The sequence below is a fragment of the Devosia sp. MC521 genome, assembly GCF_014127105.1.
Classification (GTDB): domain Bacteria; phylum Pseudomonadota; class Alphaproteobacteria; order Rhizobiales; family Devosiaceae; genus Devosia.
Genome location: NZ_CP059902.1, coordinates 2,204,466 through 2,228,606, shown reverse-complemented (window position 1 = coordinate 2,228,606; position 24,141 = coordinate 2,204,466). Strand labels below are relative to the sequence as shown.

The window sequence follows — 24,141 nt, the reverse complement described above, 5'->3', positions numbered from 1 at the left end:
GCAGAGTAACCGGTTAGCGTAAGCCGGTATCCGACCCACATGCGACGTACGCCCACTGAAACTTCACTTTGGCTATTTGAGCATGGGGCTACCTTGATCTACGCTGGGTCATTGGCGGCTAAATTTAGGATGGCCCGGACTATCTTCGGGGACGCGTAAGGCTTTGGGAAGAAATTACAATTTTCCGGAAGGTCAGCCTCACTAAACTCTCGGTGACCTGAAGTGACGATCACTTGAATCCCGGGAAAGCGCTGCTTGACAATTTTTGCCAGTTCCAGACCGTCGAGCCCACCAGGCATGTCGACATCGGTAAATAAAACGTCGACGACTGGTTGCGCTTCGAGAATTGCAATGGCCTCTCGGGCGTTGGCCGCTTCCAACACGTACAGCCCATGGTCCTCGAGGTCGGAAACTATGTCCATTCGAACTAAGGGCTCATCTTCAACGACAAGCACAGCAATTGGTTTGGCAGCCATCGTATTGTCCCGGTGCGAGGGTGCACATGCCAGCGGCGCAGAGCTGACGATTTGCTAACGCGGCCAACCCCAAGGCGATCCAGATATTGATTAAAGTAGTGTCCATAATCCTTCAATAACTCTCACGTCGCAAGTTTCTTTGGGTCGAGCGTTAAGGTGATGACGACGCCCTCGCCGGACCAGTCGAAGTTTATCGTGCCGCCGAGCTGGCCAGTTACGCTACGGTTCAGTAGCTTACTGCCATAGCCGGCTTCTCCACTAGGCGGGGCGACCGAAGGACCGCCGCGTTCCGTCCAGGCGATGCAGACCTGGTCGTCGGTGCCAGTCCCCGAGATGTCAAGCAGTCCTGACGAAACCGAAAGGGCACCGTACTTCAAGGAATTGGTCGCCAGCTCGTGGACGACAAGCGCCAAGATGGTCGCCGATTGTTCGCCGATCCCCATCCGTGGGACCGCCACTCGAATGCGACCGCTGAATGCTCCGTCATCGTCGTAGGGCGTCAGCAGCACCGAAATGAGATCGCCGAGCAGAGCGGCACTGCCGTGGTGGCCAGGCAGCGGGCGCACCAGATCGTGGGCACGTCCGAGGGCTGTCAGCCTCTGGGTCAGCTCCTTGGCCATTGCCTCGACACTATTCGTCGAACGCGATGTCAAATTGGTCAAGCCGGAAGCGATCGCCAGTAGGTTCTTCACCCGGTGGCTCATCTCGCCGGCCAGTAGCTCATGGCCTTCCTCTGCCTGTTTGCGGCCGGTCACGTCCAGGAACACTCCCGACATCTGGCCGGCATACAAGCCCTCGTCATTGCCGAGACCCCGCGCTGATATCCAACAGATTTTCTCACCGATGAGGATGCGGAAGTCGATTTCGTAGGCACCGATGACAGCACGCGTCGCATTGAATGCCGCACGCACTCGGTCACGGTCGGATGGGTGGATGCGCGAAGAGAGATCTTCGAAGGTGACCGTGCCGGTCGGCGGCAGCCCCCAAAGTTCAAACGCCTTTTCGTCCATGGCGAAGGAGTCTGTCTCGACGGTCCATGACCAGAGCGCGACACCAGCGGCATGCAGGGCGCGCTTCAAATTCTTCACTTCCCAGAGAGGGTGGTTCTCATCGCTAAAGGGCATGGCGCTGTCCTGAGTGTTGGTTTGGACCGATCGAGCCTGTTATTGATAGCAATCGTTGCGCCCAGAGCGAAGGCTTGAATGGCTGGTCCCTCGAAAGTCTGCTTTTGCGACAGGCTGATCCAGAAGCAAACTGTCCGCTATCCACCTGAGGCTGTGTGAGAACTCGCTGAGCTGAGCATTCAGGGGTAGCTTGAGGGCAGCGTGCCTCGGCTCGGTTCACCCTTTTATCACCTTGAGGGTCGAGGTAACGCCAGCGACGGCGATGGCGCGCTTGATGTTATAGGCCAGGATGGTCAGGCTGGCTTCGGTGGTCACATTCTTGAGGCCGCGCGTTCGGAAGTGGGTGGCGCCCATCCACCCTTTTATCGTGCCAAAGACGTGTTCGACCGTACAACGGCGGATCGCCATCGCCTCGGGTATCGTGTCAAAGCGGCGCTCCATTTGGTCGAGCACTGCCTCGTGCTCCCATCGTCGGATGCGCTTCTCCTTGCCGGCGGTGCATAGATGACGTGATGCACAGGCACCGCAAGCCTTCTGATTGAAGTAGACACCGATGAGCTTGCGGCCCTCCACCCGGGCAAAGCGCTTTTGAAGCTGCTCGCCGGCGGGCCACCGATAGGTATCGGTCTCGGGCTCATGGACGAACATGGCCTTGCCCCAAAAGCCACGAGCCTCGGCCGGTGACGTGTTGGGCTTGGGCACCATCGGGATGATGCCGGCCTCGGCACATGAGCGGATCTGTTCGCCCTCATAATATCCACGATCGGCCAGGGCGATCATTCCTGAGCCACCAATCTCGGCTTGGGCGGCCTTGGCCATCTCCAGCAGGTGCGACCGATCATGGCCTCGGTTCGTCACTTTATTGGCGACCACGATATGATGCTTTGTGTCGACCGCAGCCTAGACGTTGTAGCCGACCACACCGCGATCGTCGCTCCCAGTCGCCATGGCGCGCGCATCTGGATCGGTCAGCGAGATCTATTCATCGGGAGCCGCTTGCAGCTGCCGGCCTATCGCCTCAAGTTCCCCAAGGCGCCCACGAAGCGCCGCCAATCGCTCGGTCAGATGATCGATCCGCGAGGTCGCCGGGCCGGTCACGGCACTGTCGGCTTCTTCGAGCTCGGCCAGATAACGCGCAATGCTCTCTTCGACATGGGCTTTCCGGCTCGCCAACTTACCCTTGGTGTAGTTCTTCTCGTGGGTGTTCACCGCGCGCAGGCGCGAGCCGTCGATGGCAACCATGCCGCCGCCGACCAGGCCAAGAGCTCGACAGACAGCGACAAAGCGCTGACACGCGATCTGGATCGCGCTGGTATTGTCATGGCGGTCGGCGATGGTCTTGAAGTCGGGCACCAGCTTGCCGACCAGCCACATCAGTTCGATGTTGCGGCCAGCCTCGCGCTCCAGCTTCCGGTTTGAGGTCAGCTGGTGCAGATAACCATACACGTAGAGCTTGAGCATCGTGCCCGGGGCGTAACCGGGTCTGCCGGTCGATGCGGGCTGGACACGCCCGAAGCCGAGCTGGGCAAGATCAAGCTCATCTACGAACGCGTCGATCACGCGGACTGGGTTGTCGGGGTCAACATAGTCTTGGAGACGAGCCGGCAAAAAGCTCGCCTGATCACGGTCTGCAGCTTCAACGAAACGTCCCATATGGCACCTCCGAAGCATTGCCCAACCATACCATGTTCAGGGGTTTTCACACAGCCTCGACCCCGTTTCAGACTTTCCAAATGAGGAAAGTGGGGCAGGGTGGCACCCCAGAATCGTTGCTCATCACTGGCTGCGGATCACTTCCTGCATTTGCTGCGTCAAAACCTGCTCTACGCCGAAATATCCCTCCCAGGCATCCGCTCCCTGAGCTCGCTCAGCCGCCGCGAAGATGTCGAAACGGTTCGCTCGATCGAGGCCGTCTAGGTCTTCCCAGGTTACCGGCACCGCCACGGTGCCGCCCGCCCGGGCACGGGTCTACCATGGGCAGATAGCAGTAGAACCCTGCCCGTTCCGGAGGTAGTGGAGGAACATGCGGCCCTTACGCTTTGCCCTGCTCATGTTGGCGATGAACCTGTGCGGCTCGGTTTTCGCCAGGAGCTCGGCGAAGTTGTGACAGAAAGATTTCACGTCGTCCCAGTTCGCCTCGGGTACCAGCGGCACCACGACGTGCACGCGTTTGCCGCCGGATACTAGCGGCCATGACTGCAGACCGATGGCGCCGAGGATGTCGCGGATATCCGTGGCAGCCTGCCCAAGTTGGCCAGGCTGGTGGACTTGCCGGAAAATTACCTCCTGATCCAGGCCGTGGAGCGCCCGCCATGAGCGAATACGGCGCTCCAGCGTTCGGCGGATTCTGCCATCCCGTTCGGGATGCCGGCGGATCATCTCCTCAAAAATGGCGACGGCACGAATGCCCGGTGAAGCCTGCAGCAGCGGAATGACTTCGTCATCGAAGATGCTCGCCAACGGGTCAGGCCGTCGCCGTTCACGTTGGACCTGCTTGCCGGATGGCAATCTGGGATCCTTCTCGATGCGGCAAGCCGATGCCGGGCTGATCGATGCCTTAGCGGCGGCGATCGCCGTAGGGTGGAACTGTCGGAGCTTCATGTAGCGTGAGGAGGCAATGCGCTTCGTCGACAGCCTAAGGGGCATCAACCAGGAAAGGCTCGACAGCATCGCTGCGCTGGCGTGGTTCTGGGCGCAGAAGTATGCCGAGACAGGCCTCGATCTCTACGAAATGGAATCGTGGCTGCCTCAGAACCTCCTATTCCCTGTGGAGATTGGTCGATCGATCAAGGTCCCGCAGCGCGACCGATCCGCAAGCGGCATCGTGGAGGCGGACTACCACCGGCGGCTCGATGCCGATCCTGGCGCGTCAAAGCCCGAGTATCTGTTCCCCCAGACGAGGCCCAGAGCGAGGCGCATGGCGGTCACCCACATCCACCCCTCGACGTTGACGCACAACATGGGCTTCATGCCCGCCGTGACATCGAGCCCGCACCGTGTGCGTTCCTTCTTCGGCACATACGGAGAGCGTGTGCTTGGCTTCGCCAGGCCGACGACGAAGCTCATCCTCGACCATGCCGAAGGAGGCAGCCGCAGCGACGTCACGGGGAGGCACTATGCCCTGCACGAAGGCAGTCATGGGAAGTGGCCTGTGATGCGGAAGTGGGCCGCGGCGGTCGAGGGCGATTTGGCAACGGCTGTTGCCAAACTAGAGCCGATCGACGAGATCAAAGCGGTGATCGCGGCGGCAAGGTACGGCGACGAGGACGAACGTCAGGCAGCGGAATGAAGAAAGGGCCCCGAAGGGCTCCTGGTCCAGTCATCGGGGTGTCGGCGTCTCAAGATCACAAAAGCGGCTCTCAAGGCGCTTGATGTAATCTTGATTCCGCTCTCGCTCATCGGAGCAAGCATCCCGGCGGCTGGTCCGCGTAGCGGAATCCTTGATGATTTCAAGGAGGCGATCGTTGATCCGAGTTAAGAGCTCGATCTCCGCTTTGCACTCTTCGACGTTTTTGTCCTGAGCGGGCATGTAGACCATATTAAATCTCCGTGTTTCGTGTTGTCATCGGTCTTGATGGGCGATGCCGTCCATCCGGGGGGCACGCCGTGTCGGTCGAACATGATCGCCAGCCGGCCTAGCCAGGGCGGGATCGGGCGCTGGCCGGATTCGTATTTTCGGATCGTTCCGGAGGTAAAAACGTCTCCACCCGCGTAGCCGAAGGCCCGGCCCAGGGCTGTCGTGGACAACCCCAGGCGTTGGCGTATTTGCTTGAGCTCCGGGCCAGTCATTCTCTAAGCCGCGGCACAGATCGGGGTCAGGTCGAGCACAGCGCGACGCCGCATCTCTTCGATCTGCTTCGGCGTGGCACGGTACGACACACGTTCGCTCTGCGCCGGGTAGACGCTGATTTCGTCGATGCTCACCAGCACCCACCCCTTCGTGGCGCGGCGGAGAGTGACGCTCCGACCGGTGGCAGTGAACTTGTATGCCTTGGCTCCTGGGCCTTCATGGCTGAACGTCGCCTCGAAGCCGACCCGATCGGCCTGCGGCAGTCCCGAACGCTCCAGACGGCGTTCGGCACGGAGTGCCAGCTCAACGATTTCCTGCGCGTTGTACACGAACTTGAACGCGCGACCGTTGGCCTCGGAAACGGCATCGGTCAGCTCGTTACTTGCCTTGGCGTTCTTGTTGAGCAGGTCGGCCTTGGCAAGCACGGTGATGGTCTTGGTCATTCTGAACGTCCCTTTTTCTGGCCCTCTGGCCGGTTTGTTGTCGTTGGCCCCGCTGTGCGCGCTGCCGATGATTGAAAGAGAGCGTACCCATGTGGGTACATCAATAAGCCGAAGACTGCCGATTGCACTATGTCTAAAAGCGAAATCGGATCAGTGGCTTGCGGCCGACTTATTCTCGGAGATGATGTCGAGTGCGAGGTCGACGACGCGATCAACGTCCACCGTGCCGGACTCATAGAGCTTGACCAGAAGCGGCATCTCCTCGTCTTCGTCCCATGGATCGTAGGCTTCGAGGACAGCCTGCTCGACGCTGCTCTCGAGCTCGGTCTCAAGATTGGGCCAGGTCGGATCGATGCGTTCGATGATCAGGTCGGCGAGCGCCAGCTCGATGATGTGCGGACGTTCGGCGTACGCTGCGATGACAGCCGGGTCGTAGAGATCGATAATGGTCTTCATTGGGGGTGCCTCCTGCGATGAAGGCCTCCCATGTATACCTGAAATGGTTTCGTGAAGGTTTTACGGCGGACATTTGGCCTGCCGCCCGAGCCCGACAAATTGATGCAATTGCCATCGAATATTCCCCCGGACACGATCGGATCGCTCCGCTATAGAGGCCGGTATGTCGTGACGGCGACGAGCCTCGGCCGCGATGAGCGCAGCTTGAGCGGAGCGCCGGCACTGCCCGAGAAGCGCCGACGGTGTCGGTATGTCTACGGGACCGGGCAGTGCCCGAGAGACATCCCATCATGACATCGAAGGAACAAGAAAGCGGCTCCGATCCGCGGGCTGCAATCGCCTATGCCGACCGCGCAGCACTGCATACCCGCATCCGTGAGGGGCTTCTTCCCGACGTCGACCATCTCCTCGCCGGCGCCCCATTTTTCGGCGGCGACATCAAGCGTGACATGCAGGTCTGGTGCGATTCCTGGCTGCTGGGTACCGAGATCCTTAAGTGGCAGGAGGTGCTGACGCGCATCGATGACGGCCTGTTACTGCGGCCTATCATCCAGAACCTGCGCGATACCGGCAGCATCGACGCGATGAAGTGCGTCGAGTACGTGCTTCGCAAGATCGATCACGACGATGCCGATCGCATGCTCTGCTATCTCGCATGCTCTCACGACAGCGATGCCCGGACAGAGCTTGTCACGAGCTCACGCCGCGGCGCCGGGTGGGAGCACGACGAGTTCGATCGGCTGCACGTCACAGCGACCGCCATCGGCATGATCTACAGCAGCTGTCCAAGCATGGCGAAGTACTGCGACTTCGGCATCCGCATCATCAAGTCCGACGCCACCGCCTTAGTTAAGTATGAAGCCGCGCGGGATGCTGCCGCCGCCGACGCAGGCAAGGCCGACATCGAGAAGCTGAAGAAGGCCACGGCTGCCGTCGCCCAGGCAGACGCCGAGCTCGAAGTCCTCGTCCCCGAGGACCGTGCCGAGATCGTGCGGCGACCGTCGCTCGAACGCGTCGTCGTGCCGAAGCTGCCAGATGTCGCCAGCGGGCATCGGAAGGATCTACAGAAGTCGTGGAAGGGCCTCGACGGCGAGGCGCTGCCGATCGTCGCACGAGGCGATGTCGCCGCCCATCGTCGTGCCCTAGTTGCCGCATGGCCGCACGCGGCCGACCTGATCGACGTCGTGCTGACGGACCTGGCCGCGCGCGAGGAGGTCCGCTTCAAGCCGACCATGTTCCTCGGGCCCTCGGGCGCAGGCAAGAGCAGCCTTGCCCGAGCGATCTGCGACCAGGTGGGCCTGCCGTCCGAGCTCTACAGCAAGGCGGGGATGGCTGACAGCAGCCTGGGCGGCACGTCCGCGCAGTGGTCCACCGCCCGCGAGTCCGTGCCTTTGCAGCTCGTCAAGCGGTCGAAGATGGCGTCGGTGGCGGTGATCTGGGATGAAGTCGAGAAGGCCGACGATGGCAAGCACAACGGCAGCGCCATGGATGCCCTCTTGCCGATGCTCGAGATCCATCAAGCCAAGCGGTTCCGCGATCTGACGCTGCCCGAGCCCGGCTGGCAGCACTTGAGCACGCTCACGAAGCAGATCGTAGATCGCATCGCGCGGGAACGAGGCGTCGATCAGCGTTGGTTCGCGCCCTTGGCCGAGGATGAGATGGACTTGGTGCGGGCCGCGTGGCCAGGCGGCAGCATCCGGCAACTCACACGGATCGTCACGACGCTGATCGACGGTCGCGACCAGCTGATGGGGAGGTGCTGATATGACCGATTTCCGTGACATCGAGCGCCTCGTCAACAGCGCCGATCAATATGAGCCGCCGACGCCGGAGGAGCTGGCCGAAGCCCCCCTGCTCGAGGGCTGGGCCTTACTGAAGGACGAAGACGACGAGGACGATCTTCCCGTCGTCTTCGGCATCATTAGCGGCCATCCGGCCGTGCCCGACGGCGGCCTGCATTTCGGGGCGGAGTGTTTTGCCATGGACGAAAACTGGGCCTGGATCATGACGATGGCGCGGCTCTATCGGCTCGGAACGCCGGCATTCGGCACCACACAACAGGAGGACGGCAATGTCTATTGAAGAACGAGAACGCGCAATTGCTGTGAGCGCCTGGGGCATGGCGGCCGGCATGATCGAATACCGCGATCCGGAAGCCAGGGAGCTCGCCCGCGCTGCGCTCGCCCGACCGTGCGCGGCGACGATCCGGCCGCTGCTCGAAGCCGAGCAAGGGAAGCCGTGGCTCCAGAGCCTAGTGGAAGCGCTGGCGCAGGTCGGCGTGGCGGCTGCCGAAGATGTGCTGGAGTACTGACATGCTGAACGATGACGAACTGACCCACTTGCGCGACGCCTTCTTTCAAACGCTCGTCCCGCTGACATACTCACGCGACGAGGCCCAGCGCTTGGCGTGGGCCGACCTGCTCCTCGACCCGACGCCGGGGACGATGCGCGCATTGATGGCGGCCGTCCCCGGCCGCGACATGCACATGCTCTTGATGTCCGAGCTGATCGACATCGGGGTCGCGCATTGCAGCGACGTGCTGAACGGCGTCCGGCTACCGCTCGATGATGTGCGCGATCGGCGCTGGCAGCTGCGACGCGAGCTCGCACGGATCGTCGCCGGCATGGACGACGAGCGGCTGCAGAGGCTCGTCTACTGGGCACGGAGTATCGCCGATGTCTGAGAGAAAGCTCGTCCGAAATTCGGCACATTGCCTCGACTGCGACGACGAGATCGTGAGCACGCACCATCACGATTTCGTCCGGTGTTCCTGCGGCCGGCTCGCCGTGGACGGTGGCGTCGAATACGCCCCGCGCGTGTACACCGCGGACGCGCGCTGGGAGGACACAAGCATCTATGAGGACGACCTCGACGTCGCGGACTTGGGCCTCTGGAAGTGGGTCCGGTCGCAGGAGGAGGATGACGAATGAAGCTCTGGATCGTCTCCGACCTGCACATGGACAGCACGTACTGGGTGCCCGACCGCATCCCCGCGCACGACGTGATGATCATCGCCGGCGATGTCGATGGATCGGCAGCCGAGACGGAGCAGACACTGCTGCTGATCGCCCGCTGGGCTCCGACGCCGATCATCTTCGTGCCCGGAAACCACGACGTCATGGGCGGCGATATGGACGCATGGGATCGTGGCAACGAGGACCTGCTCGACCGCGGCATTCACGTGCTGTCATCGGGCCAGAGCATCGTCATCGACGACGTCCGTTTCGTCGGCGGCACGTTGTGGACAGACTGGCAGCTCGGCGATCGAGAGTGGCAATCGCAGGCTTGGGCTGCTCGGCACATGCGCGAATATCAATCCGTGTCGCGGCCCGGCGACGGACCGCTGTGGCCAGTCCATACCTCGGACGCGCACGACATGCACCTTGCAGCGATCGAGGGCGTCCTATCGAGGCGGCACGAGGGGCCAAGCGTCGTCGTCACGCACCATGCTCCGAGCCCGCTGTCCTTGCGACCGGGCGAAGAACGGGGCGTTGAGGCGGCGGCGTATGCGTCGGATCTCGAGGAGACGATGATGATCTGGGGGCCTGATTTATGGGTGCACGGGCACACGCACCACGCATGCGACTACCACGTCGGTGCCACGCGGGTGGTCTCGAACCCGCGGGGGTATGTGCGCGACGACTGGTGCGAGAAAACAGGGTGGAACGAGGATTTAACCATCGAGGTGTGACTATGCCGCTCTCGGCGAATCGGTCGAAACGTCCGAGAATTCCCGAAGATCGCGCCTTGCTGCCCAGCATTTCCGGCAATTTTGACATCTGCCCCACCGGCGAATAAACGTGATCAAAACGAGAACAAATATGAACCACCATTTCCATACTGATGCCGCAAGCGCGGAGGCCTCGGAGGGGCCCGAGGGTCAGGAACGGCAATTGCTCGCGCCCACCAGCCGGTCGGTGCATGGCGATGCGCGTCACGTGCCGCTCAAGACGGGCGAGGCCGATATGGTGATCACGTCCCCTCCGTACTGGCTCAAGCGCGACTATGGGGTGGAAGGCCAGATCGGCCAGGAGGCCACTGCTGAAGGCTTCGTCGGCAGCCTCATCGACTGCATGGAGAACTGGAAGACGTTCCTCCCCAAGTGGGGCTCCGTTTTCGTCAATATCGGCGACACCTACCACAACGGTTCGCTGGCCAACACGCCCGGTCGGCTGGAAATGGCCGCCACGGCACATGGCTGGACCGTCCGCAATCGCATTATCTGGATAAAGGATGCGGGCATGCCGGATCCGGCGAAGGATCGCCTGAAGAGCCGGCACGAGTACATCATCCATTTCACGATGCAGCGCCGCGACTACTACTACGATCAGTTCGGATATGCAGAGAAGTACGGGAACGGGACCGGTCCCAGCGATGTCTGGCAGATCGGGCTGAAGCGCGACACCAGCGCGCACCTGGCGCCGTACCCAGTTGAATTGGTCGACCGCATCATCACGCTGGCATGCCCGGAGCAGGTCTGCACGTGCTGCGGCAAGCCTCGTCGTCGCATCGTCGAGCGCACCGGAGAATTGGACGAATCGCGACCCCAGGCGAAGCGCGCGGTCGAGCTGGCGAAATTGCATGGGCTCACCGACGCTCACATCGCCGCCATCCAGGCCACGGGCATCTCGGATGCGGGCAAGGCGCTGCGCGTCCAGACCGGCACGGGCCGGAACTCGGCTGCGGTTAAGAAGCTCGCAGGCGAGGCAAAACAAGCACTTGGCGGGTATTTCCGTGAATTCACGTTCGCCAAGCGCAAGTCCAATGGCTGGACCGACTGCGGGTGCGATGGCCCATTCCGGCCCGGCATCGTCCTAGATCCGTTCATGGGGACAGGAACCACTTTGCGGGCAGCAGAGGCTGCCGGCCGTGGCTCTATTGGTGTAGATCTGGCAAATAGTTCGGAGAAGACACCAAAGAGGGTGAAATCGAGTGGTGGACGCAAGTGAAGCAGCGCAGACCTATGTTCTGACGATCGAGAGCGTTCGGGGTGCGATCGCCCGCCTGGAACATCGTTTCATCCACCAGCACTTCGCCGGTTACCTCGCGATTCTGCGGGCGAAACGGCGGCCTGGTTCAACGGCCGTCCACATGTCGGACATAGTGGAGTTCCACGACAGATATCTTCGAGCGGCCAATGCCCCCGACGAGGCACCGTACGTTAGGCCCTTCACCCAAGGCCACGGGCTGCAGCAGATGAACAGGAACGTGGCCGGCTCATATGCGCCCAGCTCTGTCCGCGCCAACGGCACCATAGGCAAGGTCGTGGCAGTTGTGGGAAGCGGACGCGACGCCACCTATGACGTTCGTGAGAACCATGCGGCAGTTGCCCTCGAATTGTTCCTCGAAAACACGAAGGCGCCGGCGGCATCGTTGGCTGCCTTCCTCTACCGGGACTTTGGCTTCGTCTTGGATCACCCCGTCATGCCTCGCGTCGTGACACTGTTCCGAGACGAGTTCGGTCTTCGCGAGAGCGTTCCGGAGGAGAAGACGATCTTCGACACGCTGTTCGTGGACGACTCGTCAAGCTTCGACGTCAGGGAATTGGTGCAGCTGGAGGGCCTCAAGCCATGAGCGAGAAGATCACCGCCAACAAGGTGCGTCCGCTCAAGCTCGAGGATCTGGGCATCGTGCCCCAGGAGGAGACGTCCATCCTGGATCTCACCGATGATGCCTTGGAGTTGGTCGTGGCGGCATCGGCCGAGCCCCCTGTGGAAGAACTGCCGGCAGGGCACGATCTGCTGGAGAAGGCGCAGGCTGCGCTCGATATGGGCTACGCCGGCGTGATCCTCTCCGGTCCCCCGGGCACGGGCAAGAGCGTGATGGCCAAGCGGCTGGCGTATACCTTGGCCGGCGATTCCAGCGCCGTCCGCACGGTGCAGTTCCATGCCAGCTACCAGTACGAAGATTTCATCGAAGGCTATGCGCCCAACGCCGAAGGCAAGTTCGAGCCCACCAAGAAGACCTTCGCCCTCATCTGCCAAGAGGCCATTAATCGGCATCCGACCAAGCATGTACTCCTCATCGACGAGATCAGCCGATGCGACGTCGCGCGGGTCTTCGGCGAAGCCCTGACGTACCTGGAGACGGACAAGCGAAACCAATCCTTCTCGATCGCATCCGGCCGCACTTTGGTCGTGCCGGACAACCTGATCGTCATTGCCACCATGAATCCTTGGGACAAGGGCGTGGACGAGCTCGACGTGGCCCTTGAGCGCCGGTTCGCCCAGATCGACATGCTGCCGGATCCGGCCGTTCTCCGCGAGCTGCTGCTGAAGAAGGGTTCGGCCCCGGACTTCGTGGACCGGGTGGTCCTGTTCTTCGAGGCCGTGCAGACGCTCGACAACGAGCTGGTCCGTCTCGGCCATGCGTACCTGCTTTCATGCACAGATGAAGTCAAAGCGCAGCGCACCTGGGATTTCCGACTGCAGCCGTTCTTCAAGAAGGCCTGCAGGCTGAACAAGAACATGATGTCGGACATCACGCGGCTCTGGCTCAAGGTCGTGCCGCCCGCTGCTGTCGCGGCGGTCGAGAACACCGAAGCGCCGCCAGAGGCTCCCGCCCAACCTGCGGCGCCTGAGGCGAGCTAGCGGATGGCAGACCTGGTGACGGTTGGCGATGCCCTTGCTGGCCGTGGCTATGCAGCTGCAAGGCATGTCGGGCGGGAGGTACTCCTCGGGGAGGAGAACAAGATTCGCGAACTGCCCTCCGGCTTCCTGAGGGCGGACGGCAGTCTCGACTTGTACGACGACGTGAAGAAGCTCTTCAGGCCCGTATTCCAGAACGGGCGCCCGGCGATCCAATGCACCGGCTGGGTAGGCTACATCCCCCTGAACGACCGCTTTGCTCTCGAGGTCACCCCGAAAGTCCCGATCCGGAACCTCGAGCGCCTGGTCGGTATGGCGGCAGGCTACAGCCCCCAGATCCTGCAAAAGTACACTCGTCACTTCGCCACGACGACCGAACGGCCGGAATCCATCTTCCTGCTCCTCTGCGACCAATTGCTCGATTCTTTTGACAGGATCTGGGATGCCGGTCTGCTGAAGGCCTACAACCGAGTTGAGCGCATCGGCAGTTCTCCATCAGGACGCGTCGATCCCTATGCAAGCGCGTGGAGGACTGCCAAGGCAGGGAAACCCACGGCCGTGTCCTCGTCGTTCCAGCGAACGGTGGATTTCGGTCAAAATCGGATGCTGCTTTTTGCGTTCGAGAAGCTTTTCGCCAGGTACCTCGGCGATGCCAATCAATCCATGCATCACCGCATCGGCCGCTTGGAGCGCGCGATCGATAGGCTGCAGGACGTCCAGTCGGCCCGGCCGCACGAAATCGCCCCTGGCGCCATAGCAGGGTATTTGAGCAACCTGCCTGCCCATCAAGAGCACTATGCGGACGCACTCCTGGTCGCCCAGCTCATACTCAATGATGTTGGGCTGTCCATTCGCGACGGCAATGGGACGACGATCCTTCCCTCCATTCTGATCGATATGGCGAAGGTCTTCGAGGCCTACGTGCAACGCGTTCTCGCCGAACGTCTTGAGGTCGATGGGAGGATTGCGGTCAAGGACGGGAATCCAGGGCCACCGCTCGGTGTCGCGACGAAATTGTTCGAGCCGTTCCACGTGGTCGGGAAGGCCAATCCCGACATGACGCCGGACATCGTCATCGAAGTCGATGGCGTCACCCGCCTCGTCATCGACGCCAAGTACAAGGGTGCGCGGAAGCTGCCCGACCGCGAAGACACCGAGCAGGCGATCGCGTACGGCGCCCGTTACGGATGCAATCGGGTGATGCTCCTCCATGCCGCGCGCCAGCCGACCCAACCTTCAGTGCAGCACATCGGCAATGTCGGAACATTCTCCGTCTACAACGGTCTAATCGATCTCTTGGCCCACCCGATCCAGGACGAAGAGACCAAGCTCGCCGATGCGGTTCGAGCGCTCCTGTAGAGCTCTGAAATTGATAGCTTTTCCGCAGAGTTCTGGTTCTGCGTGTCGTGGCGTGTTGCGGGCGTGTTGCGGGCAACATGCAGCGATCCATGCTCACGGCAGCCGATGGACCCCTAGCGGCATGGTCTAGGGCTCGAGGTCCTGGACTTCGAAAATCCTCTGGGCACTCGTCCGGGTCCATCAGGCTGCTGCTCTGAGCAGCTTTGACGGATGTCGCGAGTGATCAATCCGTGGCGCTTGATCTGCTCGGAAATGTACTCGAGCAGCACATCCTTTCGGGCCGCGACGTCATGCCTTTTATTGATGGTGCTTGTAGAATAGTCGTGCAATTTCGCGCTCGGGACAAGGATCGTATGTCCAATCCAGAAGGCGCATCCTGCAAATACTACGTCAAGGTAAGGAACTCATGGAGAACGTTCGAAAGTCGAAGGATTGACCGTCAGCATCGGACTGCAAATCCGATGCTGAGTACGGGAGGTCAATGAAATCGGGGGGGTTGGAGGAGAGCTAAACCTTTGAGAAAGGTTCTCGAATCTTTTGTTGGACATTCGCTTTTGTTAACCGCACTATCCAGGGGCGATCGGGGAAAACCTCGACGAGACGATGGTTACATTGGTGGCGTAGATGAAAACGAATCTCCTAGCCGGGCTCCGCTCGGCATCGACGGGGCGTCAGCGCGAAGCAGCGGACGTGCATCCCGTAGCGAGGGCCGCCTCCCGGCGCCCGATCATCCAGATCGATCATGAGGTCCCACTGACGGCCGCCGAGCTCGCGGCGCCGAAGTCGGAGCCAATGGATTTCCGGGATCAGCATCCCTTCTTCAACAGTTTCGCGCTCCAGCTCTACGACCGGGGCTGGATGCCCATCCCCCAGACCCGCCTCGGCGGCAGGCGCATGCCCAGCAAGGTCGACGGCGCGACGCTCCAGTGGGGCAAGTACATCGAGGCGCGAGCGTCTCGCGACACCGTCGCCTACTGGGCTCGGGATCCGGCAGCGCGCCACTGCAACATCGCCGTCGTGCTGGGCAAGCCGTCGCGCAACACGTTCGGCATCGACATCGATATCCTGAATGCCAGGATGGCCATGGCCGTGCAGCTGCTGGCCGTCGAGCACCTCGGGGAGACGATGGTCCGCTTCGGGCGCCAGCCCAAAGCCATGATGCTCTATCGTGTCGAGGACGCCGCCGATTTGCCGGCGTACGGCAAGTTCGTCATCGCCGGCGACGATGGCCAGCCCAATGGCGAGCTCGTCGAGATCCTGGGCAACGGGCGCATGGTCACAATGATCGGCGTACACTACGAAACCGGGAATCTCTTCCAGCACGACGGCGGTCTGCCGCAGATGCATGCGATCGAGGAGCGCATCACGCTGGTGACTGCTGCTCAGATCCGTTCGTTCCTAAATGCCGTCGCCGAGCTGCTGCCGCTGCACGTGCCGCCGCGCGCGCAATATGAAGAAGTCGACCTGTCGATGGTCGATTCGGACGGAATCCGCGTGCCACAAGTGAAGGCGTGGGGCGGCAATGAGTGGCAGGAGAGCGACGGGCTCGTTATCGATGGCCGCGAGGCCTTCATGTACAAGACCGCCCGGGAATTCGCCCGGAACAATCCGGCTGCACCCCTGACAGTCCTCGTGCCGATGGTCGTGGATGCCTTCCTCAAGCGCCAGCACCCGCTCCGGGCATGGTCCGTTGGCAAGGCCCAGGAGCTGGCGCATGAGAAGGTCCGCAGCGCGCTGCACGCCGTCGAGACCGGCAGGCTCTCGCCGGCACGCCGGCGCCGCAAGTCGTTGGACGCCGCTCCCAAGGTCGATGTCGCCGACGTCACCATGCCAATCGAACGCCGCGTGCCCGAGATCCGCACCGAAGGGCCGCCGCTGTCCTTCCTGCCGATGCGCCGGCGCAGCCACATCGCCGTGTCGTTCTCGAAGGCCGATCCGGTGCTCTCTGCCCAGCGTGCCATCCAGGCCGATCGTGGCCTCGTCGGGAAGGATGCTGCCGAGGGCAACGTTGCCGGAATCGATGCTTTCATCCGTGACGTCATCGCGCGACAGAACCGTGTCCACGTCCTCTCCGGGGCTACCGGCATCGGCAAGTCGTCGATGACGATCAAGCGTCTGGCCGAGATGATGGGCGAGATCTTCTCCAACATCGTGCAGCACGACGACGAAGAAGGGGCCGCCGAGGGGATGGGGCCACTCGTCATGCTGGTGCCGACGTACAACAACGTCGAGGACTTGAGGTCCAAAGCGAAGATGCTGCACTTGGACCGCGACGCCAGCGACGCCGATCTGATCGCCGCAGCGGCAGCTTTGGGCATCGTAGCCGAGGGCGATCTCAAAGACCATCTCGAGCAGCTCAAGCGGTTTGCCGTCGGTAGCGGCCTTGAGTTCATGGTCTACAAGGGTAAGGTCGCCGCGGGGTGCCTGCGTGCAGAGGAAATGCGGCTGCTGCAGAAGGCCAATGTGCCAACCAGCGCCATGTGCCGGACGAAGGCGAGGCTCAAGGATGCCTTCGGCAAGCCGACGGGTGAGCCCGTGGAGCAGCTCTGCCAGTTCTATCACCAGTGTCCCGCGATCCGGCAGAAGTCCGAGATCCAGGGCAAGCATCTGATCTTCATGGTGAGGAACTTCCTTACACTGAAGCTGCCAGAGGAACTCCAGAACCCACCGGGTGTGATCATGGACGAGCGGATGTTCGATCTGCTCATCCACGAAGCCAGCATGCCACTCTCGACGCTGGACACCGCCCGACGCGACCCCGTCCTCGGCAAGAAAGAATGGGGCCTCGGCTTGCGTCCGGCCGATCTGCTGCAGGACCGTGAGGAGGCTGTGGGGCACGCCAAGCCCGTGCTGCGCCAGCGCGGCGATCTGGCCCGGCATTTTGCCGATCTGGTCGTAGATCGCGGCGGGAAGAAGGTTCTCGGCATCTATCTGGTCAAGAGCGCCCGCCGTGTTTGCGGCTCGGGCATGACGTCACAGGCGGACCTGTCGCCGGATATCACGGCAGAGGAAGTCCGAGCCCTGTGCGCCGCCCCGAAGGGCACCAGGATCGGCGAAGAATATCGGTTTTGGTCCATCCTCGAGGAGCAGGTGCAGACGCTGCTCGACCGTCGCCTCGACAGTACCGTCGTCGTCGCGCCGGATCACCGCATCCGCGTCCTCGGCGAGCTCACGTCCACTGCCGAGGACGGCACAACCACCGACCTCGACCCCGAGCTGCAGATGGCATGGCGGACGGATCCCAATTGGAAGCATGTCCCCACGCTGCTGCTCGACGCCTCTACGGACGAAGTCATCACCAGCCTCGCCATGGGGGGGCGAGACGTGGTGGTGCACCGCACGACCGTCAACCTCAACCAGCACGTCGTCCTCTCCGTCGACAGGCGGTTGTCGAACAAATCGCTGTTCCCGGGCAAGGACGCTCCGATCGAGCGCAAGATCGAAGCGGCGATGCTGCTTCACGAACTGCGGACTTCTATCAGCATGTTCGCTGGTACCCATGCCCATGGCCGCGTCCTCATTGGGACGACGATGCGCCTCCGCCGCGCGATTTTGAAGGATTGGGCCCGGCCGGCGAATGTCGACTTCCTGCACTATGGCGCAACCGCCGGGCTCGACTTCGCGCGCCAGCACGTGGCCGCAATGTTCATCTCCCGCATGGAGCTTCCCGTTCGCACCATCGATGGTCTCGTCGCCGCGCTCGGTTTCGGGCAGATGGAGCCTGAGGCCCCCATCGATCCGCTGGGCACGGGTATGGACGCCGACGGCGAGGACATCGAGCACAACACCGTCCGGCTCTCCCATCCGCTCCGCGACGGCGGCAGCGCGACTTGGGACCGCGACCAGCACCGGGGAGATCTCGCCCGCAGGATCCAGAGACAGTATCGCGAGATGGAGCAGATGCAGTTCATCGGCCGCTTGCGCTCGGTCTATCGCGAAACCGCCGGCATGGTGCTCGGCATCAGCTCGACGCCGCCGGAGGACCTCGTGGCCGACGAGATCGTGGGCCTGAAGGACCTGACCCAGGGCGGCGTGCTCTGGGATGCGGTCCGCATCGCCAGCGGTATCGTCAACGCCGCCGTGCTTGCCAAGTTTGCGCCGCACTTGGGCGAAGTCGAGCAGTTCGAGCGCATGATTCAGGACGAATTCTTGTCCAACCCCCTCATCGTCGGTCACTATCATCAGGTCACCGCGGCGCTGGACGACGGCACCGAGCAGCTGCTCTACATCCCGGGGCATCAGCAGGGCTGGCGGCATCGCCTCGGAGCGCAGTTGCGTTCGATCGGATGGGTCGGTCGGCTGATCAAGCCTGTGGAGTGCGCGGCGCAGACGATCGCCGCCGAGGAAGCCCCCCAGGACGAGATCCTTGAGGTGCTGGAGAAGATGGACGCCTACGGCGGCGAGAGCGGCAAACTCAGATCGCTAGTTGAGCTGCTCATGTCGCGCGGCGAGTGGCGCCCGACGGAAAGCTGGACCGATCCTTTCGGCCGCAACGCCGGCGCACCCGTCAAGGCGCCGGGCACCTACCGCGCCGGAGTCGGCGGAATGGCGTCGAAGGCATTGCCGCTCGGCGTCTGGCTCGCCATGGATGCGATTGCCGATCCTTGGGTGCGCGACGGCGCCTTCACTGAGGCCGAGGCCCGTGAGATGGACCTGGACATGCAGAAGGTGAAGATCCGCAAGGCAGCCTAGACGACCGCCTTCAGCGCGTACGCCGCAGCATAGTCCCCGCCGAACGGCGGCGTGCCTTCGACCGGCAGCTGCACGAAGCGGATCTTCTCGCCCACCGCCAGAGTGGTCTCGAGTTCGAGGGATCCGGTGCGCTCCGACGACGTGAAGCTCAGTGTGCCGAGAACCTCGTACGTGTTGTCGACGAAGAATCGGTGCACGGCGATCGTTACGGCGTTGCCGGACGAGAAGCTGAGCATCTCCATCTTCAGCGGCTTGGACGCGACGAAGCGGCAGGCCTCGGCGACCAGGATCGTCCCGAGCTGGCGCGTGTAGGTCACGACCTCCCCGGGGAGATAGATGTGCCGATACGCCAGGCCGTCGCCGCCACCCCCGCCGGAACCGCTTCCACCGCCCACGGCGATCACCTGCCAGCGGCCGGCGTCCATGTCGTCCTGCAGGTCCTCCGACGATTCGTGCGACGAGCGGCATGCGAGGCTCCCGCCGTCGTGGGCGACGACGTCGCCAATGCGGTACGGGAAGCCTGGAGCCCAGTCGCCTTTGAGCCCGAGCGGAGCACGCGGCAGGGGCACTGGACCGAGGATGGTGCCGTCGGACAGCGTCATCGTCATCAGGCCGTCGTCGTCCACGGCGATGGCCGAGAGCCGGTTGCCGCCATTGGCCTCCTGGGTGAGAAGGTAGTTGACCCGCTCCTGGATGTCGGACCAGTTCAGATTGATGTGGCCGGCGTTGAAGTCGTCGGTGTTGTCCGGCGTCCGAAGGTCGAGAGCGTCCATGGTGTCAGTCCTCGGGATTGAAGTTGGAGAATGGGTCGAGAGCGGCGGTCCTCTCGGGGCGCTTGCCCCCGATCACGGCGCCCATCTCGTTGTTGTCGGCATCGGTCCACCACGCCGTGGTCTGGAAGTTCAGAATCGACATGGGCACGCCGCCGACATCCGTGACGACGCCGGGCGTGATGCCATAGCCGGTGGCGATGGGCTCGCTGCCGGGCTTGAGGTCGCGGCCGTCGATGGCCTCGAAGCGGCCGCCGACGGGGATGAGGCGCGACGGCTTGGTGAGATACCGGGACCGGCGCTGGTCCTCGTTCCGGGCCGTCATGCGGATCAGTCTGGTGAGCCTGTCGCTCATAGATCGTCCCCTCCAGTCAGATCGATTCCCATGTCCGTCGTGAGCATCTCGCCGGCGATGAAGATCTGCCGCTCGAACGGGACGTCCGAACCCAGGTCGCGGAACTGGACGCGCACGTATGTCGGCCGACGCTGGATCTCCTTGGACGGCGAGCGCTGCGACAGCCCGGCGCCATTGGCGGCATGGATCTGGTCGCCGGCCTCGTTCAGCTTCACGACCGGGCCCAGGACGGCATAGCCGGCGTTCGAGAGCTGGCGGGCATCGACGGGCACCCGCAGCGCGTCGGCATCGATGACGTACTCCGTGTCGCCCTCGACGCCGTAGACGGGCTCGGGATCGGCCACGCCGACGTAGTCCCAGAGATAGTTCTTGGTCGGCCCATACGGCGCGCGATGGCCGTGGGGCGTGCTGCCGGCGGTGCCGGTGCCGACGGAAACGCCGATGGTGATCTGCATCGTGCCGCCTTCTTCGGCGTCCCACTTCTTCTTCGTACCGATGACTTTGCCGACGACGGCCCTGGTGGTGCCGTCGTGCCATGGCATCTCGACGCGGACGCGATTCTTGAGGGTGATCCCGGTCGTGGTCTCGTAGAGCACGTATGTCAGCACGAACTCCACGCAGCGAATGCGCTCGATCGCACGCTTGCGGATGCTTTCGCGCAGCACCTTGGTCAGCTTGGCCTTCGCATCCTTGGCAACGCCATTGAGCGCGAATGCGACGCCGCGCTCATGCCCAGCACCGAGCGCCGCCATGGCGCTGGCGAATTCCTGGATCTGGCCATGCTGAGTAACCGCGGTGATCTGCATCGAACAGAATACGCGGTTTCTGAAACACGTAGGTCAAGGGAAGCGACCAAAAAAAGAGGGCTGGCGCGAAGCCAGCCCCTTGAAGGTCAATGGTTATATTGGTCCGAGAACTTTAACCGACCCGTCGGCGAGGCACAAGTGACGCCGTAACGCCGAATGGGTGACGACATTTGATCCAGTAACGGGGGTGTCGCAGCATTGAGGTCGTGACGACGAACAAGGTCAGATCGACGCCATGTGCTTGAGTACCGTCGGCAGCGGCGTGGTCCAACCCCCGGCCTCGGTCTCTCGGAAGTGCTCGGCCTTGCCCGGCTTCAACGTCGGGAAGCGATCCGGCCAAGAGAACTCGTCCCGGGTCAGCACCATCCTGGCCGCGACCGCCACGGCCGCCTTCTCGGGGTCGTATCCATCCCGCTCGAGGATCAGTCGAGCGGTCTTGAGCAGCATCTTGCCCGCAATGTTGACACCACCACCCTTGGCGATGTGGAACGCCACCGCCTCTGCCACCGCCTCATCGATGGCCCTGGCCAGCGGCACGCCACGGACCTTCTTCCGCAAACGGTATGCCCGTGCACGATCGGCAGCGCGTCGCTTCTGCTCCGCTGCTCTCGCCGATCCATGCTGTGTGACGTCTTTGACCATGCCTGGATCTTGTGACGACATCATGCATGGGACAACCCCCCACCGCCGGCGTGGATCGAAAAGGCTCGGCAAGCCCCGGCGTCGAATTTGGGCGGAAAGAAAGCCCTGCAAGAGCCCGGCGCCCCGGTGAGGCGGGGAGAAAGCTTCGCTGGGTTCCAGGAGTCGAAAGGGGAAGCATTTCGATGACGGAAGAGGCGGTATCGGACATGCCATCACGTGGATGAACGGGTGCTGTCGTCGTCAACGGGGTGGAGCGGTGGGCCGACGGGAACATGGGAATCGGTTACCTTGGACCCGTGGACCGACTACGGGGCTCGAGGACGGGCATCTGCTCCGGGAGTCGGATGCCTGGATCGTCACCCGATACCTGCTCCAGGAGACGGATTCCTGGAGCCGTGGACCGTCACCGATATCGACATCCGATTCCTATTCTCGGAGTCGGATTCCTAAACGCGTGAGAGAGCTCTTTTCCTTCTTTCTTCTATAGGGGACGACGCACTAACATAATGAAGGGCAAATAGGTCAGTAAAAACAAGTATTTGATGTAGGTGCGCATATTTCATTTGTGTGCGCGTTAACATAACCAAAACGGAAAACGCTTGTTTCTTCCGTGACTTGACCTCATATTGGTTTATGCCGCTGCGTTTCGATTTATTCGCTCGACGCTCAGGGGTGCCTTTACGCCGGTCTGGGGAGACCATCATGACGATTTTGCCACCGCACTTGGACGTGCCTTTGGAGACCGCCGCAAGGCTCGTATTCGATGGGGACGCATTGACCGCCCGGGACGTGTCCTATGCCATCGCCGCCGCGTGGCTGGCGGCACGGTCGCCCGACGACAAGCGCGACGACGACCATTATCGCATCCCCGACAATCGCGTCCGTCAAGCCTTGGGCAGGACCCGACGCAGCACCATCGACGTCGAGATCGCCCGGTTCGACCGCCTTCGCCACTCCGTCATGGGCATCGACGAGCTGCTGCCGATGCCGACGGCGATGTACCGCAAAGATTCGGTGATCCGCGCCACGCTGGACGACGAGATGACATGGGTGATCGACCGACGGGTCGTGGACCTGTTCTCCCCGGGCAAGCCGTCCATCGCGCTGCCGCTGCGCCTCCTGGCCGTTGCCCGGTATCGGTCCACGCTCGATATCGTCATGCGAATGCTGGCGCAGCATGCCATGGGGGCGACGTTTAGGAACACCTACTCCTGGGCGCCCGATCGAATCGCCGTTCGCCTCACGTTTGAGGAGCTCGGCCGGTTCCTGGGCGTGGATGCCTCGCGCCCGTCGGTCGTGATCCAGAGATACCTTGAACCCGTCGCCAATGACGCCTTCGAGGCCTGCGGCATCACCTTCCAGTTCGAAGCCCGCCGCACTGCGACGATTCGGAACCCGAACGGGAAATATCGCGACGTGCTCATGCTGCTCGTCATGCCGTCGCCGACGCCGCTCGAGGACGCGATAAGGGCGCAGCACGCTCATGAAGCCTCTGGCTGGACCAAGGCCACGCCGGCGAAGAAGAGGGGCAGGCCACGGAAGGTGGCAGCACCGATGCGGGGCGTCGCCGACGCCACCAACGTCACCGTGCTGCGCTCTGCATTCGGCATGCCCAGCAAATTGCATCGAATGCCGTCAATCGGATCCGTCATTTCTGAAGGGATCCGGGTTAATGACGACGGCAGCATCGACTTCTGAAGGAGCGACACATGTTTTCAGACGAACTGATCGGCCTCGACATCGCCCATCGCCGCGAGCTGCGTCAGTCCACGGCCGTCGCGCAGGGGATCATCAACGAGCAGGCCGCCGACGTCACGCTGCTGACGCGGGCGTTGCGCGAGACCCGCAACAAGCTCACGCATACCCAGATCGCGCTGGACGACGAGACGCGCAAGCGCATGGCGCTGCAGCTCGAGCTCGACCGCCTGAACCGCTTGCTCGACACGCCGATCGGCTGATCGAGATATACCCAATGTAAAGGGCCCGCCGGTGATGCCGACGGGCCCTTTTCCTTTTCGATGATCTTGTTCGGTCAGGGGCGCAGGCCCTCGGCCTCGAGCATCTCGCGCAGCGTGCGCCTGCCATCCGTCGGCACCGGCATGGCCTGAGCCCGCTTCATGTCCTCGACCGCTGCGGGATCGAACGGCAGCATTCCCTTGATGGGAGCGCGGCCGCGCATGTGAGCATCGATCTGTTCTTTGTCCGCAACCGCCAGTGTGTGCAGCATTCCCTGGTCGAGAACGCGAAGCCAGTCGAGCTCTCGCTCCGTGATGCCTTCCATGTGCTCCGGACGAAGTGCGACGCCGGCCCACATCAGACGCGCCAAGGTCTTCACGGGTCCTATGTCGTCAACCGCCCTAGCTGACGGCTCGGCCTGGGCGGCTTCAACCTCGGCCACGACGTCGGCGGACGGTCCAACCGGTTCCGGCGCACCGCCTGGGATCATCTCCTGAATCCACCGACCACCGACCTGCACCCACCGCCAGGCCGTCGCCCGCATTGCACGCATCACGCGCGCGATCGCTGCCAAAATGCTCTTCATCGTCTCTCTCCTTCGCCGCCATGGCCCGCCGCAGAATTTGCCCGACGGCCACGCATGGAACCAGGACGAATCGATGCACCAACGCAAAATCGTTCCAA

General features: G+C 62.5%; 25 protein-coding genes and 1 pseudogene. 15 read left to right on the top strand and 11 right to left on the bottom strand.

Going from position 1 to position 24,141, the window contains the following annotated elements:
• Window positions 1–98 precede the first annotated feature (98 nt).
• From H4N61_RS10675 to H4N61_RS10665, 3 genes and pseudogenes are all read right to left on the bottom strand, one after another.
• Window positions 99–476, bottom strand: coding sequence for a response regulator (locus H4N61_RS10675; protein ID WP_182393963.1), 378 nt, complete (start codon window positions 474–476; stop codon window positions 99–101).
• Between the two features lie 122 nt (window positions 477–598).
• On the bottom strand, window positions 599–1,600 hold the full coding sequence (locus H4N61_RS10670; RefSeq protein WP_182393962.1) for a sensor histidine kinase: 1,002 nt from the start codon (window positions 1,598–1,600) through the stop codon (window positions 599–601).
• A gap of 216 nt (window positions 1,601–1,816) precedes the next feature.
• Window positions 1,817–3,253 (bottom strand): annotated as a pseudogene (locus H4N61_RS10665) (IS1182 family transposase).
• 99 nt (window positions 3,254–3,352) lie between these two features.
• Here H4N61_RS10665 and H4N61_RS10660 point away from each other — a divergent pair.
• A complete protein-coding gene (locus tag H4N61_RS10660; protein WP_182393961.1) occupies window positions 3,353–3,517 on the top strand; it encodes a hypothetical protein in 165 nt (54 codons plus the stop codon).
• 51 nt (window positions 3,518–3,568) lie between these two features.
• On the opposite strand, the gene H4N61_RS18500 is transcribed toward H4N61_RS10660, so the two are convergent.
• Entirely contained in the window at window positions 3,569–4,201 is a 633-nt protein-coding gene (locus H4N61_RS18500) for a hypothetical protein (RefSeq protein ID WP_182393960.1), read from the bottom strand.
• A 16-nt stretch (window positions 4,202–4,217) separates the two neighbouring features.
• Between H4N61_RS18500 and H4N61_RS10650 the strand changes: the two genes are divergently transcribed.
• Window positions 4,218–4,889, top strand: a complete 672-nt coding sequence (locus H4N61_RS10650) for a hypothetical protein (protein WP_182393959.1) — start codon at window positions 4,218–4,220, stop codon at window positions 4,887–4,889.
• Window positions 4,890–5,392: 503 nt separating this feature from the next.
• Here H4N61_RS10650 and H4N61_RS10640 read toward each other — a convergent pair.
• Together H4N61_RS10640 and H4N61_RS10635 are read right to left on the bottom strand one after the other, a co-directional pair.
• Entirely contained in the window at window positions 5,393–5,833 is a 441-nt protein-coding gene (locus H4N61_RS10640; protein ID WP_182393957.1) for a hypothetical protein, read from the bottom strand.
• A gap of 150 nt (window positions 5,834–5,983) precedes the next feature.
• Window positions 5,984–6,289, bottom strand: a complete 306-nt coding sequence (locus H4N61_RS10635; RefSeq protein WP_182393956.1) for a hypothetical protein — start codon at window positions 6,287–6,289, stop codon at window positions 5,984–5,986.
• A gap of 290 nt (window positions 6,290–6,579) precedes the next feature.
• On the opposite strand from H4N61_RS10635, the gene H4N61_RS10630 reads away from it, so the two are divergent.
• From H4N61_RS10630 to H4N61_RS10580, 11 genes are all read left to right on the top strand, one after another.
• Entirely contained in the window at window positions 6,580–8,052 is a 1,473-nt protein-coding gene (locus tag H4N61_RS10630) for an AAA family ATPase (RefSeq protein WP_182393955.1), read from the top strand.
• Window position 8,053: 1 nt separating this feature from the next.
• Window positions 8,054–8,371 (top strand): hypothetical protein, encoded by a 318-nt coding sequence (locus tag H4N61_RS10625; RefSeq protein WP_182393954.1) that lies wholly within the window; start codon window positions 8,054–8,056, stop codon window positions 8,369–8,371.
• Complete coding sequence (locus H4N61_RS10620; protein ID WP_182393953.1) at window positions 8,361–8,600, top strand: hypothetical protein; 240 nt, start codon at window positions 8,361–8,363, stop codon at window positions 8,598–8,600. The genes H4N61_RS10625 and H4N61_RS10620 overlap by 11 nt, the downstream gene beginning before the upstream one ends.
• Window position 8,601: 1 nt before the next feature.
• A complete protein-coding gene (locus H4N61_RS10615; RefSeq protein ID WP_182393952.1) occupies window positions 8,602–8,973 on the top strand; it encodes a hypothetical protein in 372 nt (123 codons plus the stop codon).
• Window positions 8,966–9,220, top strand: coding sequence for a hypothetical protein (locus H4N61_RS10610; protein WP_182393951.1), 255 nt, complete (start codon window positions 8,966–8,968; stop codon window positions 9,218–9,220). Before H4N61_RS10615 ends, H4N61_RS10610 begins: the two co-directional genes overlap by 8 nt.
• A complete protein-coding gene (locus H4N61_RS10605; protein ID WP_182393950.1) occupies window positions 9,217–9,981 on the top strand; it encodes a metallophosphoesterase in 765 nt (254 codons plus the stop codon). The genes H4N61_RS10610 and H4N61_RS10605 overlap by 4 nt, the downstream gene beginning before the upstream one ends.
• A gap of 130 nt (window positions 9,982–10,111) precedes the next feature.
• Window positions 10,112–11,239 carry a site-specific DNA-methyltransferase gene (locus H4N61_RS10600; protein WP_182393949.1) on the top strand — a complete coding sequence of 376 codons (1,128 nt, stop codon included), beginning with the start codon at window positions 10,112–10,114 and terminating at the stop codon, window positions 11,237–11,239.
• Window positions 11,223–11,864, top strand: coding sequence for a hypothetical protein (locus H4N61_RS10595; protein WP_182393948.1), 642 nt, complete (start codon window positions 11,223–11,225; stop codon window positions 11,862–11,864). The genes H4N61_RS10600 and H4N61_RS10595 overlap by 17 nt, the downstream gene beginning before the upstream one ends.
• Entirely contained in the window at window positions 11,861–12,880 is a 1,020-nt protein-coding gene (locus H4N61_RS10590) for an AAA family ATPase (RefSeq protein WP_182393947.1), read from the top strand. The genes H4N61_RS10595 and H4N61_RS10590 overlap by 4 nt, the downstream gene beginning before the upstream one ends.
• 3 nt (window positions 12,881–12,883) lie before the next feature.
• Window positions 12,884–14,236: a restriction endonuclease gene (locus H4N61_RS10585; protein WP_182393946.1), complete on the top strand. Its 1,353-nt coding sequence runs from the start codon at window positions 12,884–12,886 to the stop codon at window positions 14,234–14,236.
• 624 nt (window positions 14,237–14,860) lie between these two features.
• Window positions 14,861–18,928, top strand: coding sequence for a hypothetical protein (locus H4N61_RS10580; protein WP_182393945.1), 4,068 nt, complete (start codon window positions 14,861–14,863; stop codon window positions 18,926–18,928).
• Here the strand turns inward: H4N61_RS10580 and H4N61_RS10575 are convergent.
• The 4 genes from H4N61_RS10575 to H4N61_RS10560 all read right to left on the bottom strand — a co-directional run bounded on the left by H4N61_RS10575 (window position 18,925) and on the right by H4N61_RS10560 (window position 21,501).
• Window positions 18,925–19,701 (bottom strand): hypothetical protein, encoded by a 777-nt coding sequence (locus H4N61_RS10575; RefSeq protein WP_182393944.1) that lies wholly within the window; start codon window positions 19,699–19,701, stop codon window positions 18,925–18,927. The two genes, H4N61_RS10580 and H4N61_RS10575, sit on opposite strands and share 4 nt — an antisense overlap.
• A gap of 4 nt (window positions 19,702–19,705) precedes the next feature.
• Window positions 19,706–20,053 (bottom strand): hypothetical protein, encoded by a 348-nt coding sequence (locus tag H4N61_RS10570; protein WP_182393943.1) that lies wholly within the window; start codon window positions 20,051–20,053, stop codon window positions 19,706–19,708.
• Window positions 20,050–20,859, bottom strand: coding sequence for a hypothetical protein (locus H4N61_RS10565; protein WP_182393942.1), 810 nt, complete (start codon window positions 20,857–20,859; stop codon window positions 20,050–20,052). The genes H4N61_RS10570 and H4N61_RS10565 overlap by 4 nt, the downstream gene beginning before the upstream one ends.
• Before the next feature lie 222 nt (window positions 20,860–21,081).
• A complete protein-coding gene (locus H4N61_RS10560; RefSeq protein WP_182393941.1) occupies window positions 21,082–21,501 on the bottom strand; it encodes a hypothetical protein in 420 nt (139 codons plus the stop codon).
• A gap of 702 nt (window positions 21,502–22,203) precedes the next feature.
• Between H4N61_RS10560 and H4N61_RS10555 the strand changes: the two genes are divergently transcribed.
• Both H4N61_RS10555 and H4N61_RS10550 read left to right on the top strand, forming a co-directional pair.
• The gene (locus H4N61_RS10555) at window positions 22,204–23,199 is read left to right on the top strand and encodes a hypothetical protein (RefSeq protein ID WP_182393940.1); all 996 of its coding nucleotides are present in this window, start codon (window positions 22,204–22,206) and stop codon (window positions 23,197–23,199) included.
• An 11-nt stretch (window positions 23,200–23,210) separates the two neighbouring features.
• Window positions 23,211–23,459, top strand: a complete 249-nt coding sequence (locus tag H4N61_RS10550; protein WP_182393939.1) for a hypothetical protein — start codon at window positions 23,211–23,213, stop codon at window positions 23,457–23,459.
• A 74-nt stretch (window positions 23,460–23,533) separates the two neighbouring features.
• Here H4N61_RS10550 and H4N61_RS10545 read toward each other — a convergent pair whose 3' ends face one another.
• Window positions 23,534–24,043, bottom strand: coding sequence for a hypothetical protein (locus H4N61_RS10545; protein ID WP_182393938.1), 510 nt, complete (start codon window positions 24,041–24,043; stop codon window positions 23,534–23,536).
• Window positions 24,044–24,141 lie beyond the last annotated feature (98 nt).